The 16,480-nt window shown below is 41.4% G+C and carries 20 protein-coding genes; 8 read left to right on the forward strand and 12 right to left on the reverse strand.

What is annotated here, in order from left to right:
• The first annotated feature begins 100 nt into the window (after window positions 1-100).
• Window positions 101-1,492: a cysteine--tRNA ligase gene (cysS, locus tag NKMY2_RS07680; protein WP_042686795.1), complete on the forward strand. Its 1,392-nt coding sequence runs from the start codon at window positions 101-103 to the stop codon at window positions 1,490-1,492.
• Here cysS and ychF read toward each other — a convergent pair.
• From ychF to NKMY2_RS07705, 5 genes are all read right to left on the reverse strand, one after another.
• Complete coding sequence (ychF, locus tag NKMY2_RS07685) at window positions 1,485-2,705, reverse strand: YchF-related putative GTPase (RefSeq protein WP_042686797.1); 1,221 nt, start codon at window positions 2,703-2,705, stop codon at window positions 1,485-1,487. The genes cysS and ychF overlap by 8 nt on opposite strands.
• Window positions 2,706-2,740: 35 nt before the next feature.
• Complete coding sequence (locus NKMY2_RS07690; RefSeq protein WP_042686799.1) at window positions 2,741-3,118, reverse strand: hypothetical protein; 378 nt, start codon at window positions 3,116-3,118, stop codon at window positions 2,741-2,743.
• Window positions 3,118-3,528, reverse strand: coding sequence for a CoA-binding protein (locus tag NKMY2_RS07695; protein ID WP_042686801.1), 411 nt, complete (start codon window positions 3,526-3,528; stop codon window positions 3,118-3,120). Before NKMY2_RS07695 ends, NKMY2_RS07690 begins: the two co-directional genes overlap by 1 nt.
• A 346-nt stretch (window positions 3,529-3,874) precedes the next feature.
• On the reverse strand, window positions 3,875-5,089 hold the full coding sequence (locus NKMY2_RS07700) for a hypothetical protein (protein ID WP_157832496.1): 1,215 nt from the start codon (window positions 5,087-5,089) through the stop codon (window positions 3,875-3,877).
• A 225-nt stretch (window positions 5,090-5,314) separates the two neighbouring features.
• Window positions 5,315-6,037 (reverse strand): CFI-box-CTERM domain-containing protein, encoded by a 723-nt coding sequence (locus NKMY2_RS07705; RefSeq protein ID WP_238549808.1) that lies wholly within the window; start codon window positions 6,035-6,037, stop codon window positions 5,315-5,317.
• A gap of 524 nt (window positions 6,038-6,561) precedes the next feature.
• On the opposite strand from NKMY2_RS07705, the gene NKMY2_RS07710 reads away from it, so the two are divergent.
• Window positions 6,562-7,107, forward strand: coding sequence for a winged helix-turn-helix transcriptional regulator (locus tag NKMY2_RS07710; protein ID WP_042686806.1), 546 nt, complete (start codon window positions 6,562-6,564; stop codon window positions 7,105-7,107).
• 63 nt (window positions 7,108-7,170) lie between these two features.
• Window positions 7,171-8,169, forward strand: coding sequence for a biotin--[acetyl-CoA-carboxylase] ligase (locus NKMY2_RS07715; RefSeq protein ID WP_042686807.1), 999 nt, complete (start codon window positions 7,171-7,173; stop codon window positions 8,167-8,169).
• Here the strand turns inward: NKMY2_RS07715 and NKMY2_RS07720 are convergent, their stop codons facing one another.
• Window positions 8,170-8,508 (reverse strand): hypothetical protein, encoded by a 339-nt coding sequence (locus tag NKMY2_RS07720; RefSeq protein ID WP_042686866.1) that lies wholly within the window; start codon window positions 8,506-8,508, stop codon window positions 8,170-8,172.
• A 46-nt stretch (window positions 8,509-8,554) separates the two neighbouring features.
• On the opposite strand from NKMY2_RS07720, the gene NKMY2_RS07725 reads away from it, so the two are divergent.
• A complete protein-coding gene (locus NKMY2_RS07725; protein WP_102007771.1) occupies window positions 8,555-9,628 on the forward strand; it encodes a M57 family metalloprotease in 1,074 nt (357 codons plus the stop codon).
• On the opposite strand, the gene NKMY2_RS07730 is transcribed toward NKMY2_RS07725, so the two are convergent.
• Both NKMY2_RS07730 and NKMY2_RS07735 read right to left on the reverse strand, forming a co-directional pair.
• Complete coding sequence (locus NKMY2_RS07730) at window positions 9,617-9,892, reverse strand: hypothetical protein (protein ID WP_042686809.1); 276 nt, start codon at window positions 9,890-9,892, stop codon at window positions 9,617-9,619. The genes NKMY2_RS07725 and NKMY2_RS07730 overlap by 12 nt on opposite strands.
• Window positions 9,889-10,719 carry a TrmB family transcriptional regulator gene (locus tag NKMY2_RS07735; protein ID WP_052347624.1) on the reverse strand — a complete coding sequence of 277 codons (831 nt, stop codon included), beginning with the start codon at window positions 10,717-10,719 and terminating at the stop codon, window positions 9,889-9,891. The genes NKMY2_RS07730 and NKMY2_RS07735 overlap by 4 nt, the downstream gene beginning before the upstream one ends.
• 144 nt (window positions 10,720-10,863) lie before the next feature.
• On the opposite strand from NKMY2_RS07735, the gene NKMY2_RS07740 reads away from it, so the two are divergent.
• On the forward strand, window positions 10,864-11,229 hold the full coding sequence (locus NKMY2_RS07740; protein WP_042686811.1) for a hypothetical protein: 366 nt from the start codon (window positions 10,864-10,866) through the stop codon (window positions 11,227-11,229).
• Between the two features lie 312 nt (window positions 11,230-11,541).
• Window positions 11,542-12,441 (forward strand): transcription initiation factor IIB, encoded by a 900-nt coding sequence (locus NKMY2_RS07745; protein WP_042686813.1) that lies wholly within the window; start codon window positions 11,542-11,544, stop codon window positions 12,439-12,441.
• 174 nt (window positions 12,442-12,615) lie between these two features.
• Here NKMY2_RS07745 and NKMY2_RS07750 read toward each other — a convergent pair whose 3' ends face one another.
• Window positions 12,616-13,254: a hypothetical protein gene (locus NKMY2_RS07750; RefSeq protein WP_052347626.1), complete on the reverse strand. Its 639-nt coding sequence runs from the start codon at window positions 13,252-13,254 to the stop codon at window positions 12,616-12,618.
• A 101-nt stretch (window positions 13,255-13,355) separates the two neighbouring features.
• Entirely contained in the window at window positions 13,356-13,550 is a 195-nt protein-coding gene (locus NKMY2_RS07755) for a hypothetical protein (protein WP_238549809.1), read from the reverse strand.
• 142 nt (window positions 13,551-13,692) lie between these two features.
• Between NKMY2_RS07755 and NKMY2_RS07760 the strand changes: the two genes are divergently transcribed.
• Window positions 13,693-13,980, forward strand: a complete 288-nt coding sequence (locus NKMY2_RS07760; protein WP_042686814.1) for a DUF7508 domain-containing protein — start codon at window positions 13,693-13,695, stop codon at window positions 13,978-13,980.
• A gap of 279 nt (window positions 13,981-14,259) precedes the next feature.
• On the forward strand, window positions 14,260-15,000 hold the full coding sequence (locus NKMY2_RS07765) for a sensor histidine kinase (RefSeq protein ID WP_052347628.1): 741 nt from the start codon (window positions 14,260-14,262) through the stop codon (window positions 14,998-15,000).
• Here the strand turns inward: NKMY2_RS07765 and NKMY2_RS07770 are convergent.
• Both NKMY2_RS07770 and NKMY2_RS07775 read right to left on the reverse strand, forming a co-directional pair.
• Complete coding sequence (locus NKMY2_RS07770; protein ID WP_052347630.1) at window positions 14,997-16,019, reverse strand: hypothetical protein; 1,023 nt, start codon at window positions 16,017-16,019, stop codon at window positions 14,997-14,999. The two genes, NKMY2_RS07765 and NKMY2_RS07770, sit on opposite strands and share 4 nt — an antisense overlap.
• A 55-nt stretch (window positions 16,020-16,074) precedes the next feature.
• A complete protein-coding gene (locus NKMY2_RS07775) occupies window positions 16,075-16,431 on the reverse strand; it encodes a DUF6659 family protein (RefSeq protein ID WP_042686816.1) in 357 nt (118 codons plus the stop codon).
• Window positions 16,432-16,480: the final 49 nt, after the last annotated feature.

Below are 16,480 nucleotides of genomic sequence, written 5' to 3' on the forward strand. Positions count from 1 at the left end.
GACACAGATTGAAAAGGACAAAATCGAAAAAATCCATCAGTTATACAAAAAAAGTGAACACAAGAGAATAATGCCATCAAGATTATGAGGGTAGTAGAAAATGAAAATTCTCGACACATTAAGCACAAAGGAGCAGGAAATTTCGGCAAAAAACATTCGGATTTATCTTTGCGGTGTTACCGTGTATGACGAGTCCCACATAGGGCATGCTCGAACAATCATAGTGTTTGATACGCTTAGGCGATACCTAGAATCCAAAGGCAAGTCTGTGAATTTTGTCCAGAACTTTACAGATGTTGATGACAAGATAATCAACCGCGCAAGCACTGAGGGAGTATCCGCACTTGAGATCAGCACCAGATACATTGATCATTACTTTGAGGATTTTGATAAACTAAACATCAAGCGGGCAACTGCATACCCAAAGGCAACAGAGCACATACCAGACATGATAAAACTGGTGCAAAACTTGGTCGATTTGGGATTTGCGTATGTTTCAAAAAACGGTGTATACTATAGCGTGTCCAAATTTTCAGAATACGGCAAGCTGTCAAAAAAGAAGACAGATGATCTGATATCTGGTGCCAGAATAGGAATAGATGAGACAAAAAACGATCCGCTCGACTTTGCGCTATGGAAGTTTGCAGATACAGAGCCAATGTGGCCAAGCCCCTGGGGCAATGGCAGGCCTGGCTGGCACATAGAATGCTCTGCGATGAGCCTCAGATACCTGGGAGAGGAGTTTGAGATTCATGGAGGAGGAAGAGATCTGATATTTCCACACCATGAAAACGAGATTGCCCAGTCAGAGGCATTTACAAAAAAACCCCTTGCAAAAACATGGATGCACGTAGGGATGGTTACAATAGGCGGAGAAAAGATGTCAAAGTCGCTTGGAAACATAAAATCGGTAAGGCATGTTCTGGAAAACTGGGGCCCAAACGTGATTCGGTTATTCTGCCTCTCAGGACATTATTCAAAACCAATTGATTACTCAGAGGATCTCCTAAAGGAGAACCTCATCAAGTGGCGCCAAGTCGAAACTGCGTACTATGAGATGATAATGGTAGACGGAACTGGCAATACTATAGAGATTTCACAGCTAGTCAGAGAGTGCAGCCAAGAATTTGACTCTGCACTTGAAAGTGACTTTAACACGTCTTTGGCAGTTGGCGCCTTTTTCAAACTAGTCAAGGGAATAAACAGAATCGCAGCGTCAGAATCCATGACAAGATCAATTGCAGATATCGGCCTGCCGGAATTTGAGAGGATGTCCGAGATTCTCGGGCTATCAGTACAAAAGGTAACAGAGCAAGAAAAGCAATCAATTACGGATTTGCTAAAAAAACGCGAAACTCTCCGAGAACAAAAAAAATACCAGGAGGCAGACCAAATCCGGGATCAGGTTTCACAGATGAACATAGTTCTTTTGGATCACAAAAACAAAACAGTCTGGATGAAAAAAGAAAAAATTCTATCGGATACTAGCTAGACTTTTTTGTCGATGCCGAAACCAACGATATGACGTCGCGATCCCTTAGCTGGTATGTGGTAGGAAGGCGCAAATTATACCGAATGTCCTTTGCATACAGCAAGCCCTTTGTCAGATCACTGTGAATTTCCTTTGCAAGGTCTGCAACGGTAGCACCGTCCTTTAGCAAAATCAGGTCAGGCAGTACCCTGCCCTTTCTGTCTGAGAGCTTTTCCTCGTCAGCCACAGGATAGATTGCGTTCATTTTTAGCAATTTGAACACAGTAACGTTGATTGCAAACTGGACTCCGGTCCTCATGTATTCACCCATAATTTCCCTCGTGATAAAATCAAGTGCGGTTTTTTGTTTCTGGCTCAGCTCGTCTGGCTTTACTATATTGAACTGCTCAGAGCCCGGTGAATATTTTATGAGTCCCTTTTGCTCTGCTCGTCGCAGCGATAGTTCGCTGTCTGCGCTTGCAGGCACCACTATGGTGTCATTATAGCGCTCTCGCAGTCTTGCAAAATTCTTGTCTGCCCCCTCCACGTCTATTTTGTTTGCTACAATCAGGGTAGGTTTTGATATTTTACGCAAGATTGTTGCAAATTTTTTGCTGTCCTGAAAGTCAATGTCATCAAACTCATTGTCCTCGATTCCTGCCACGTGCAGTGCCTCCTTTACGTGCGAGTTGTTCACGCCAATTCCACGATACAAATCGGCAATCGCCACAATTTTGTCAGTACCAGTATGAATCACCTTTGAGACCTTGTCACGGTTTCCTTCAAGTATTTTCAGATACCACATGATTAGCTCCTCTTCGATGTCTGCAAAGTCAGATATCGGGTCACCTGTTCCGGCCTCTGAGATTTTGCCAGACGAGTCTATCCCGCCAGACACATCAACTACGTGCAGTATTGCGTCTGCTTGTGCTGCGACTGAGAGAAACTGGTTGCCAAGCCCCTTGCCCTGCCACGCATCCTTGATCAATCCTGGAAGATCAATTAGCTCAATTGGAATGTATCTCCACCCGTCGATGCACTTTGAGTTCTTGGGGTTGTCAAAGACGTTAAACTCAGGATGAACGCATAATGAAATTGCATTGGTAAGGCTTGATTCGGGTTTTTTTGTCGTAAACGGATAAGTGGAAATTTCAGAAGACGAAAGCGTTGCAGAATTAAAAAAAGTTGTCTTGCCAGTGTTTGTCTTGCCGATAATTCCAATTTTTATTGGCACAGATACAAATTGCGTTTTTAGCTATTTATCTCTGCCTAATGGATGTGATCATTTTGCGGTCTTGCTTTGAGTTTTTCACAAGTGTTTTTGAGCTCGTCAATTGACCAAGAGATTTCATTCAGTTCTTCTTGTGTGAGCTCACCGTCCCACTTGTCAAGTGTTATCTTTGATATTTGACATGCATGATACAAAACGTTCCAGTACGGGTGATGCTCTGCAGTAGTGCACGCCAGCTCATAGACATCGTCCAGTCCGCTTTGCGCCCTGGACAGTGAGCTCATCTGCTCTCCAAAGAGACGCACTATGTTTGACTCCACGTCAGACTGTGTTTTTATCATGAGGTTTTTTTTCTCATATGATTTGATTAGTTCCTGTAATGATTTGAAAAAATCATCAAAAGTTGCATCGGCCATTAGAACAACCGCTGATGCTCAGCAAGCATGCACCTGTTAAACACTATTTTGATTCCAGCCTTCCTTGCCATGTCTTCAGCTTCAGGATTGTGTATCCCCTCTTGGAGCCAGATGACTTTGGGCTTCTTTTTTATTGCCTCCTGTACTACGGGTACGACTTGGTCTGATGGCCTAAACACATCAACTATATCGATATACTGATCAACGTCTTGCAGAGACGAAAAGCATTTTCTCTCAAGTATCTCGTCTGCAGTCGGGTTTACAGGCATCACGTTGTATCCTTGTGCGAGCAGGTATTTTGGCACGTAATGCGCCGCCTTGTCGGCATTTTTTGACATTCCAACTACTGCCACGTTCTTCAATGACAAGATTTGCCTGATCTCATCGTCTGAATACGAGTCTACTTCCATGATACCAGTATGCACAAAACAGATTATAATTTATCGGACAACACATAATTTTGACAGTATTTTTGTTCGGGATTTAGGAGTATGATCGATGTTCCTCAGATTCACAGAGTCAGTTTGCCTCCTTAATTTTATTTAATGCGTGTGACAATTTGAACCAAAAATACGCGCTGCGACAAATAATCGTTCCAAGTAAAGCGATTGGTTAAAAGGTTTGAACTTTCCAGACAGCGACTTCAGAATTTACACAGAAATAACTCGACAATTTAGAGATTTTGAAGAAATTAAAAAAGAATTGTCAGAAGATAAGATCAACACCAAGCCATGAATAAACAACAAGTCACTATAATTATTTACAATTACGTGTATGTATTGGACAGTCAGGTGGAACTATGCTTATGCTTTTCCATACTTTAAGCGGCATGCCGTTATCTTTTACATCACAGGTCACTAGATAATTTTTGGTAACATTGGCATATCCATAAACATGTTCAACAAAAGGTTCATTTGTTTTGCCGGTAGAATTATCACCAAAATCCCACACGTAGTATCTATTTCTATGATTCACGCCGTCTAGTGTTGACTCCACATGGGAGTTAGCAGCACTTTCACATGAAAACTTTATGGGTTTGTTCGCGTGCCAAGTATCCCAATCATGATTACCATATCCAGATTCAATGGCAGTAATTTTCCAAGTCGTCATCGTTTTAGGCACAACCAAAACTGCAAATTTCCAATACTCCGACAGATAATCTGGGTCAGGGTGATTAATATCTGGCCAAACAGTAACATTCCCATTTATTATTCCCACTTTATTGTATTTGTAATGTTCAGCTAATCGATATGGTTGTGATTGGATGGATTGTTCTTCAAAAGTCCATTTTGTTTTAGATTTTATATTTTTAGTTGATATAGAAAAGCCGACAGAATCGCCTTGAACCACAACTGCCTGTAGTTGGTTAACATTAGAAATAATTTCATTTGGATTTTTTAATACAGTGACATTAAACCGTTGAATAATCGGATCCAGACGATTTGGATCATAATAAGGATCTGTCACATTCACGTGTCCATGAAATGTGTAACGGTCATACGGCTTTCCATCAAAATCGTGATCATATTGATGATTTTCAATAATATTATAGACACTGCCTCTTTTTTGCCCATCACCAAAATCCCAATGTTTCATGCAGCGATTATCAGTACCATTTAGAAAAAAGCCTATTGTGAGTCGGCCAATACCGTCCAAAGAACTCATCTTAAGATCTATGTGCTTCTTGCATAAACTTTTGTCACGCATTGCCCCAAATCCTTCAAATTTTTGTATGTTTTCGGATAGGATGCAAGCTACTCTGTTTTTGCCGAAATCTCTCACAACTAGTACATAGCCATCTTCGCATTCAACATCCTCAGGATTGACTCCGGATTCGATCTGCAGTATTGGAGACAAGATCTTGTTTTGCACAATGTTTGTTTCCTGATCTGATGTTTTGTTAAAATCAGAATCATCCTCATATGAGGTGGGCAGTGGATGCCAGAAAATTCCAAAAACAAGGGGAACCATAAGGACTACAATCCTATTGAACGACGGGTTCACGGGTTTTACATAATAGTTATTATTAAAAAAGATCATGGTTCGTTTTGTATTAGATACCAGAATCGAGAAATTAGACTCGTTATTAATCCAATTCGAGATATTTTCAATCCGGATGATAAAATTAGTATGCGGTCTTTAGTAATGCACGATGAGCAGATAATGCATCTTAGATGTCGCATTGATGATTTAGAGTCACGATCTTGATTTTCTCACAATAAATGGATTAATCAAAAATGCAACGGTTCTAGCCAAGACGACAAAAGGCAATACAATTGAATATTTCATTATGTGCTTAAACGCATTATTATGATACATGGCATCTGCAATAGGTGGACTAAAAGAATAGTATACGTTTAGAATTGTGTTAAATGGTTTTTGAAATCGGGATTGCAGAACAACGTTATCTCTAAAGTTCCTCAAAAATCTAACAGGGGGCTCCAGATCAGAACCATATGCAGCAGTAGCAATGAAACAACGGCTCTTCCCATTTGGGGAATTTTGCCAGTCACTCCATAAATCATCCAAAAATGCATGCCAGGGATAGAATATTGGGTCTTGTGGAGATCTAAACGAGTTCATGTCTCCGCCAATAGTCATGTGAACCAAGCCATGAAAGTCAGATCCCAGCGCCCTCCCCAATTCATCGGAGCTCTTGAATTGACCCAACGAAGTGTAGCCAAATACAGGATCACCGATAGATCCACCTGCCAGAGTGATCCACGAGGGAGGTGAGATTCCAGGATTATTCGTACTTCTACCAGGATGTGAAAATTCTGCAGGAATTGGATCCGCAGGATTCCATTTCGGTAATGGAACATATTGATTTTTTCCACGATTTATGAGGGCATTCTCTAAATTTTTAATAAAATTTCGATGAAAATCTAAAAAATGTTCCCCACTTCCAGGCCCAATCATACCGCCAGAACCGTGCATTTGATGCCATGCCTCATGAGCATCAAGAACGGCTTGTGTGACATGTCCTCGTATCAAATTTGCTAATTCTGTTAATTCGGAGGATGAAAGAGTTTTGAGATCTCTTCTATGCACGAAACCATAAAGACGCAGTATCTAATAAGCTATTTTCATTTTTGGTAATTACTTATTTAATACTATATTTTGAACTTGTTATTATCAAAAATAAATTCTGCCCATAAAGAAAAACTTGAAGAAAAAATCAAAAATAAAGGAAATTGTCAGACATGTATTTTATGAATGAGTTAAAGGAATCGTGTAAGCCATAACCTCAAAATAGAATCACAATCAGGACACATTCGCAACGACTACATGATCATAGTAGGCACTAAAACACTCAAGAAATATTTTTGATAAGAATCTCTTAGAAATAGTTACAGAGACAACGATTAACAAAAAACAGGAAACGCGGTGATGAATACCGACCAAACGGAAAATTCTTTATAGTGACAATATCAACCCGTATCGTGGAAGAAGAGCCAAAAGACGTCATCGTGCTAGGCGCAATTAAGAAAGGTGCCAAGAAATTCGACAAAATAAAAAACAAGACTGGAATCGAGCCGGAGGAGCTAAACAAGATTTTAGAGAAGCTCGAAGAGCGCGGCATGATCAAAGTCGACAAGAAAAAGGGGCTTTTTGGCGGAGAAAAAATCGAGCTTCAAATCACAGACAAGGGCTCAAACGAGCTGGACCAAAGAATACACGAGATGAGACAAAACTGGGATCAAATGGTTCAGTTGTACAAATCAGGCGACAAGAAAAAGCTGGAAGGATTCATGGAGTCCACCAAGTCAATGCTTCCAATGATGATGTTCTTTGGGATAATGGACATGATGATGTTTTCAATGATGTTTTCAATGATGGGCTCTCAAATGCACGACTATGTTCCGCAGGATCAGGTTCCCCCAGGTGCAGAAAACCAGCCAAGTGACGTTGGAGACGGTGGCGCAGATGCAGGCGGCGACATGGGCGGAGACGGCGGCGGCGGATTTGACATCGATATCGGCTTCTAGTTTCCCAAGAATTGTAAATTTTAAAAATTTTAAATCATCCTAGAATCCAAGCTTTGTTGTTCTATGTCATATTCGTCTCATGAGAACCGCGGGCTGATCAAGGTTTTGCAGTTTCTCAAGGCCCATCATTCAGAATACCTCTCAGGAGAAGACCTAAGCGAGGTACTAAAAATAAGCCGAGTCGCAGTCTGGAAGCACATAAAAAAAATCCAATCACTAGGATACGAGATAGAGTCGAAACAAAACCTAGGATACAGGCTTACAAAAATTACCGACCTTATGCTGCCATGGGAGATAACAGACGGCCTCAAGACAAAAAGCATTGGAAGAAAAATATATTATTTTGACAAGATAGACTCGACGCAGAGTTTTGCATCAACAATAGCAGGCAACAAAGCAGACGACGGGGCAATCATCATATCTGAAACGCAGGACTCTGGGAAGGGAAGGCTGGGACGCGCCTGGGTATCGCCAAGGGGTGGGATTTGGCTTTCTGTGATACTGCATCCAAGATTTGATGTCGCAAAGATAACGCTTGTCCCACTTGTGGCATCGATAGCACTGTCAGTGGCGATTCAAAAAACGCTTGGTGTGAAAACAGAACTAAAGTGGCCAAACGACGTGACGCTCAGGGGAAAAAAAATCGCAGGCATGATAATTGACGCATCAATAGAGTCAAGCAACATAGAGAGCCTGATTCTCGGGGTCGGGATAAACTTCAGAGTAGACCCAGAGGAGATTGAAAAAAAGATAAAGAAAAAAGAAAACTTTTACGGAGTTGCAACGCTTGTGAGCCAAAGCGACAAGACAAAGCCCGCAAAGCTCGTGCAGGCGTTTTTGGAAGAATTTGAAAAAACCCTGAATCTGTTAAATGAAGGAAAAATAAGCAAAGTAATCAAAGACTGGACTGCAAATTCCTCAACGATAGGCAAAACAGTCACATTGTCCACGTCAAATGGAAAGATAACTGGAAAGGCGGTAAAACTAGATACTGATGGCGGCCTGATAATAATGCACAAGTCAAAACCGACCAAAGTCATGGCCGGCGACATCTCGTACTAGTTATTTCTTGGATTTTGCTCGTGTCTTTTTTTCAGTCTTGCCAGAGTCGTGTGCGTCAATTATTGATGCCTCTGCCTTGAGGATGTCCTTTAGGTCCGCCTGAATCGAGAGCAGTGACGATATGATCTGCTCAAGTTGCCTAGTATAATCAGCATATGCTGCATTTAGCGCGGTCTTTTTCTCGTCAGACTTTGTCAGGTACTCGTTTAAGCGAAGCGTGTTTGTCATGTTTATCATTTCTGGCATCACTGGTTCGGGGGAGCCAAGCTGGGATATTTCGTCTTGAATCTGCAGGATCCTCATCTTTAGTTCGTTCAAATTATTACCAAGTCCGAGCATACCAGATATCATGAAAATATGCGTTATAATCATTTTTGTGGCTTTTATGTTGTTTGTACAGGCAACTCCAATCTTTGCAGACGAGAAATCAGACAAGGCAAACGCCATGTATGCAGACGCTGCAAAATATTTTGCAAAGGGCAAATACAAAGAGGCGATATCACTATACGACAAGATACTGAAAAGCTACCCAAACAACATAGCGGTCCTAAAAATGAAGGCAGTTGCAGAAAGCAATCTCGGCTACCATCAAAAATCGCTTGTTAACTTTTACAAAGTATATCAGAAGGATCCAAAGGATCTGGTCTCATTACTTGGCCTAGGCGTAGGGTTTGGCAACTTTGGCGAATATTTGGAAGCAAAAAAGTATTTTGATGCGGCATACGGCATTTATCCAAATTCCACTGTCGCAAAAAACTACAAGGATCTTGCGGACAAGACAATCAAGAAATACCCATACAAGCCAACTGAAAAGCCAAAAAAGACAGAAATGGACACAAAGACATTTGATGGATACGTCAGAAAGGTGTCTTCAACAGTATCAAAGGAAAAACGTTACATCGAGTATCCAAATCCAAGCTTTGACGTAATCAAAAAGTTTCTCAGAGATTACGAGAAATGGAACTTTGAGCAGCAGATAAAGACAGGCTCTAGCGTATTTCCAGATCCAGTGGTGACCCAGAATAACGACACGTATGTCTTAAACTACAAGATTTTTGTAAACAAACAGCCAATGGGCTTGCCGCTAGATCATGTCGGCACGCTAAACAACTCCACCAAATACTGGGAATCCCAGGCGTTTAACTCAAACAAAGGAAAGGCGGCAGTAAAGATCACCCCCACAGACACAAAGGCAGAGGCAAGCATTTGGGTCACATGGACAGTACGAAAACTTGGAGAGGGAGTCCTAGGCCATGCACACGTCGGAAAGGGCGCAGTCGAAGTCGCGCTTGGGGACTACAACTGTGATGGGAGTTTTCAACTGTACGACGTGAAAAGCGTTGAGAAAATAATGCGGCACGAGTTGGGCCATTCAATAGGACTGAGTCATTCATCAGATACGAGTAGCATCATGTATCCGTCCATGAAGCCAAGATACGCGTATTGCCTACTGAACTAGGCTGTCATTTCGCAGTTCTTCGACTAGAGTTTTTGTCTTTGTCGCTGCCCGCGTAATCATCTCAAAATACGATCTTGTTTCGGCGTCCAGAAATTTTCCAAGCCTTTTTGAGAGGATTTCATTTGCATTTGAAATCACGCAGATTGGGTCCACAAGATCGTTTACCAAGGCAGTTTTTCTCTTTTGGTACAGAGTTCGCCTTGCAGATGAAGCATTGTCGACCCGGGACAGATTTTCACAGTGAATTCCCGTATACCCCATCATTGGCTCTTCACTCTTTTGACTCGCTGCGGAATCACGACTTCGATTTCCTTTGATTTGTTCCACAAAAGTGTACAAAGGCTGTACATGTTGTTGACCATCTCAATGGAGTTTGTGTGCATTACAGAATCACCGTCATCGTTCAAGTCCATGGAGCCGTTAAGAGAGCCAGACATTATCAGCTGCTTGTTTTCCTCGACAACCATTCTGCTCTTTGACGGGAGTTTTCCCGTTCTGATCTCAGACGGGTTCAGTCTGCTGATAAACGACAGTTCTTTCTCGCTTACAGATTCGGTAAGAATTCTGACCTCGACTCCATTTTCTTTGATCAGTTGTATTCTTTCTGGAATTGTCGTGTGATACATCCTCATCAGGTCTTCTTGAGGCGCCACAATGTACACCGTTCCCGATGCTTTTTGCAGAATTTTTCCAATTCTAGAATAGATGTTAGAGCGTCCCTGAATTATGAGAAATGATGATATTTCCTGCACGTCGCAGTTCTTAACAATTTCACTAATATCTTGAGATATTTTCTCAGACAAGCTCTTCATTGTTACGATTTCGTCCTGCTTTCGCTCCAGAATTGTGGTTAATGCTTCAATTGGTTCTATTGCAGAGCACAGTGTTGGATTTGAGAACGTGGTCGATACGACTCCCAAGTTTCTAAGCTTGCTCAAGGAGCGGTACGTCTTGCCCCTGTCTATTCCAAGCCTTGACGACAAAGATCCTACAGATACTGGGCCGGTTTGAAGCAGCCCCATGTATACTTTGGAGTCGATGTCTTCAAAACCAAAGTATGCCAGCGATTCAATAATTTGTTGTGTGTTCATTTTAATCCCCGAATCCAAGATTAATGAATGAAATAATAGATATTGTTTGTTCAAAATAGACAGACAATCACCTAATACCAATTTTAGATCGCGTTCAAAATTCCTTGAAAGTTATATAATCACCGTTTCTGAAAGGTATGCGATTTGGAAATCACAATCGAGCCATGGAAAAAGCTGGTCATACACGAAGTAATAGAATACAACTTTGATGACTGGGTAACACAGATTGCCTTTGGAAGTAAGACAGGTGGCGGCGCAATCCCAAGCATAAACTGGGTCAACGGAATTGTTTTTCAGTCATTTAATTTTCCCGATACGAACATCATAGTAGAAGAAAAACTCAAAGGCGTTTTGCACTGGTCATCCGTGATGTTTGCAGTCAAGGAAAAATATGAAAAACAAATCATAAAGGACAATGCCACGATAAATTTAGTGGACGTCAGCGTCAACGGAATTTTCAAAGAGCTTTCAGAGCAGCTAAAAAACCACTCAAAGTACGCAAAAAATTAAACCTCAGTTGCGCCGGGAGTTTGCAGCTAAATTTCTGATTCTTGGCACATCATCATCAATGCAATAAAACACCAAGATACGGATTTTGTATTTTAAATGACAGAACGGTTCATTTTTGTAGTCATGAAAATTTGTGAAAAAGAATCATTATAGAAACATTTGCAGATCAGGCAATGTGATCATCGCAAACAATGCCTGATTATTTGTTTTAGTTCTATGAGGTGAGAATTAAGGTTAGCTTGACCTACATACAAACAATCATGGAAATTAAGCAGAACCCATAATAAGCAAAAGCACGTAACTATACCCGTAATGTCCTCTTCATCACAAATCAGATGTCCCTCGTGCGCAAAAAACGCAATGCAGACAGACGTGACTACCGGCGAGATGTTTTGCCGGAACTGTGGTTACGTAGTTGCAGAAAAGATCGAAGAATCAGGGCCAGAGTGGAGAGCGTTTTCAAACGACGAGTCGGACAGAAGTCGCGTCGGTGCCGGAACGTCGCTTACGATGCACGACATGGGCTTGTCAACTGTGATCGGATCAGCGGACAAGGACGCAACAGGAAAGCCGCTTTCTGCATCAATGAAGAGCTCAATTGAAAGACTTCGAACGTGGGACAGCAGGACCCAGACCCATTCGTCTGCAGACAGGAACCTAAGGCAGGCCCTAAGCGAGCTTGACAAAATGAAGGACAAGATGGCACTTGCAGAGTCAGTTGTTGAAAAGGCGGCATACATCTACAGAAAAGCTATGGAGAAAAAGCTCGTAAGAGGCAGGTCAATCCACGGATTAATCGCAGCGTGCCTATACGCAGCATGCAGGAACACGGAAACTCCAAGAACGCTTGACGACGTGGCAGAAAGCATCAACATTAGAAGAAAGGACGTCGCAAGGTGCTACAGGCTAATCTACAAAGAGCTTGATCTCAAAATGCCTGTCGCAGACCCAACGAAGGGAATATCAAGAATTGCAAGCACTGCAAACCTAAGTGAGAAAACAAAGAGAAGGGCAATGGAAATACTAAACAAGGCTAAAAAAATAGGAATGGTCGCAGGAAAGGATCCAATGGGAATTGCAGCAGCAGCGCTATACCTAGCATGCATTTCAAACGGCGAGATCAGATCACAGAAAGACATCTCGATTGCAGCAGGCGTTACCGAGGTCACGATTAGAAACAGATGCGTCGGGCTCAAAACATTGCTGGACTAGTAGAGTTTTTCAGTCTGCATCGTGTAAAAATTTAAGGGCGATACAGACAAGCCAACTTTTGTAACCCGTCCAATGTACAGAATATTATCCGTTGTACGGAATTTCTATATTTGAGAAGTGCAGATTTTAATTTCGTTGGATTCAGATACAATATTATTAAAAAAAGTGAAGAATTTAGTTTTTGTCTGACAGTGTGACTATATTTTCATCAGAATTACCAGTGCCATCATTACCTACTGTAATTTTGTTGGCGTCTGCTGTTTTTTCAGCTAGTTTCTTGATGTCAGATGTGGTCTTGTCAGCTAGTTTCTTGGCATCTGTTGCTTTCTTGTCAGCTATTTTCATGGCGTCAGCTACTTTCTTGTCAGCTAGTTTCATGTTGTTTGCTGCTTTCTTGTCAGCTAATGCTTTGAAGTCGGTTGCTTTCTTGTCAGCTAATGCTTTGAAGTCAGTTGCTTTCTTGTCAGCTATTTTCATGGCGTCAGCTACTTTCTTGTCAGCTAGTTTCATGATGTTTGCTGCTTTCTTGTCAGATAATGCTTTGAAGTCGGTTGCTTTCTTGTCAGCTAGTGTCTGAAAAAATGCCGCTTTTCTGTCAGCTAGCTTCATGGCATTAGATACTTTCTTGTCAGCTAGTTTCTTGGCGTCAGCTACTTTCTTGTCAGCTAGTTTCTTGTCAGCTAGTTTCTTGGCGTCAGATGTCTTGTCAGATATCCCATAATCTGCAGCGTATGCAGACTGCATCATAGAGGTGCTAATGACTCCAGTTAACAATGAAAAAACTGCAATACTTGCAAGTAATTTAGTGTTCATCACAGAGATAACGCGGTGAATCTATTAAGCCGCGCTTACGTTTGTGTTAGTCTTGTGGATGGACTTGTCAGTATAATGGACTGATCTGTCAGTGTTATGGACTATATCAGATAATTTTTGAAATTGTTGAAGCAAATACTGCCATTTTTAGTCAAAGCAACATCAATCTCGGAAGATTCAATTTTAGATTCAATGAGTCCTTTTTTCTCTAACCAAACAACATGTTTTGCAAGTCTTGCATAGTTCAGATTGGCATCAAGTGATAATAGTTTGCCCTCGATGCCTTTTTCGGTCATGGTTTTCATGATACGAGTAGACATTTACACTTGTTTATGCATTAAAGTTTGGTAATTGTTTTCGTAAGTGGTAATATGGGCTACAAAACTTGCGCTGTCTATATCCCCGTAAAAATTTAAGGGGCATAAACTGAGCTAAGACATGTCAGAGGAAATCAAGTGGTCAGACTGGCTGGACTACAGTCAGGAGCAAATTGCAAAGACACCCGAATCACCAGGCGTTTACATGATGCATGCCGCAATGAAAATTCTGTACATCGGGAATACAGACAACCTAAAGAAAAGCATCACCGAGTCGTCATCTGCAAGCTGCGTATGTGATGCAAAAAGATTCCGTTATTTTCTAACCCAGTCACATAACGACATCAAAGAAAAGTTGCTTGAGGAGTACAAGAAAAAACACGACGGCAAAATGCCATTGTGCATGTAGTCATCAAGACAATGGAAAATAGTAATTTTTTGTCATTATAGAACGGCGTACGATGTTTGTGTTATTTATACACACATAAGAATAGTAACTGTTTTAGACATACAAAAACAGGTCTGTTGGACCAGTGCCATAATTTATCTCCCTTGCCAGACCGATGGTATCCCAGGGTCCTTCAGCACCATTTAAAAATTCAGTTACAAGTCATTTCAGGCGTGCCATCAAGCCAAAAATAACATGTACAAAAATTTGTACAAATAGATGAGTTTTGGCTAACTAGCCTTGATTATAACAAAAAAGCAAAAAACATATGCGATTGGAACAAAAGTGCTCAAAATGAGAAATACAAAACACGGTGAATCAGACAAGATACATGACAAGCTTTTGCACATAGGTGAACTTACATCAAGAATCACCCACGACATGAGAAACCCACTCACGGTGATCATAAACTATGCAACCATGATTCAAAAAAATTCAAAAAACAAGCTTGACAAAAAATCACTTGATCAGCTTGCGTTAATTGAAAGTGAGGCAAGAAAGATGTATCACCAAATCGAGGACGTCCTAAACTACGTCAAGCTGCCCCCGCTAAAACTACAGGATTATTCGCTGCATGACATTCTAAAAAAGGTAATAGAAAGCGTTCAAACTACCGACGATGTCGAGATACACCTGCCAAAAAACAACCCACAGATAATATGCGACATAGACAAGCTTGAAATCGTTTTTGTCAATCTAATCACAAATGCAATTGAAGCAATAAACGGCGTAGGATCAATTAACATCAATGCAAAGACCACGCCAAGTCACATAATTATCGAAGTTGAGGACTCTGGCCCAGGCATCACAGAAGAGGATCTGGGCAAAGTATTTGAGCCGTTATTTACAACAAAACAAAGCGGGACGGGGCTAGGCCTGTCAAGCTGCAAAAACATCATAGAAAGGCACAGGGGGGAGATTTCCGTAAAAAACAACCCGACCACATTTACAATAAAGTTGCCAAGGGGAACAGACGCCTAGTTTTTGCGTTTGTAGAGGTAAACCCCAACTGCGACAGCCACGATTATTGGAATAACATAGAGGTAAGTCAACGTGCCATAACTTTGAACCGATTCGGTTTTTCCTTCTGGGTTCTCAAACCCAGATATCAAAATAGTGTTTTGTGTTGATGGGCTTATATCAAATGCTACATGCCAGTTGCCGTCCTCGTCTACGCTTTGGATAAATTTGACGGGTTTGCCGTCTACTAAAACATCGAACTTTTCGCCATCAGATGTCTTTGGGAACTCAAAGTTCACATACGTTTGAATCTTAAACGAGTTTATTCCAGAGATGGACAGTTTTGTTCCTGTTTCGTCAAACCCATCTGCGGTAAACGAAGCCGTAGAATCATACCTAAAGTTGAATCGCTCCCCATTTCTAATGGCATATAGCGGAACAACTGTCTCATCGCCAATTGCAAAGCAGCTGTAATAGTTCACGTCGGATGCCACCAGCGGATCTGGATAAATGGAAAACTCGATGATTTGTCCGGGCTCGATTTTTTCTATTTTTTCCACGTTGATGCCAGTGTCCATGAATCTGTTATTTGGTCCGTGAATCGCAGCATACACCTTGACATCATATTCAGTGTGATTTCCAATGTTTGTTATTCTGCCAGTCAAATGGCCGTCGTCGTGACGAATCAGAGTATTATCATACATCACCTGAATGTCTGACGGCGGAAGAGCGGTACTTTGCCTGAATGTTACAGTTGGCTTTTCCAAGACAGCGTTTCGGTCAGTTACTTGAGGAATTCGAATTTTAAACGGAATGTCCTTGTTTGGCGCAACAGACGGCAGATCTTGGCTGACTGAAATTGTTTTACCATCACTGATCACAATCAGACTCAGATGTGATTCTATTGGATATGTCTCCATATTTTTCACCACGCCTACAACTGTGTAAATGCCATTAGAGTCAAAATAACCAGCAAACTCGCTCTCAGGTACAAGAACTTCTCCCGATGCCACAGCAGGTATGATTCCAGATAGCATCATAAACAACAGCAAAGTAACCCGCACGTTATATCTCATGTTTGAAGTAAACGACATCCTATGAATATTCTTTGATTATTTTCAGTACTGAAAAAGGAAATTTCGAAAAATCAAGATCCTTTTCTGCTGAAACAAGCAAGACTTCCCTAGCCATTGGAAAGCTCATGACAAGCACCTTGTCTCTGTACGACATTGCAAACCTGACTGGGCCGAGTTCCTCATCAAATTCCTGTCGCATCTTTACCCTCAGCGCAAGCTCAAGATACAGCATTTCGTCCTTTTTCTTGTCCTCAAGGGTGTCCTTGCCTTCTACCATCCCCCCTGCAATAAGGTGCCCTTTGTCGTTTATCAGCCCCACAAAACGCACCTTGGGGTCAAGTTTTCGAATTGTTTCGCACATTATTTCTTTATTCATGATTAATCTCAGCTACGACCGTTACGCGCTGTGGTTTATTAGTAAATCG

The sequence above is a fragment of the Candidatus Nitrosotenuis chungbukensis genome (assembly GCF_000685395.1).
Classification (GTDB): domain Archaea; phylum Thermoproteota; class Nitrososphaeria; order Nitrososphaerales; family Nitrosopumilaceae; genus Nitrosotenuis; species Nitrosotenuis chungbukensis.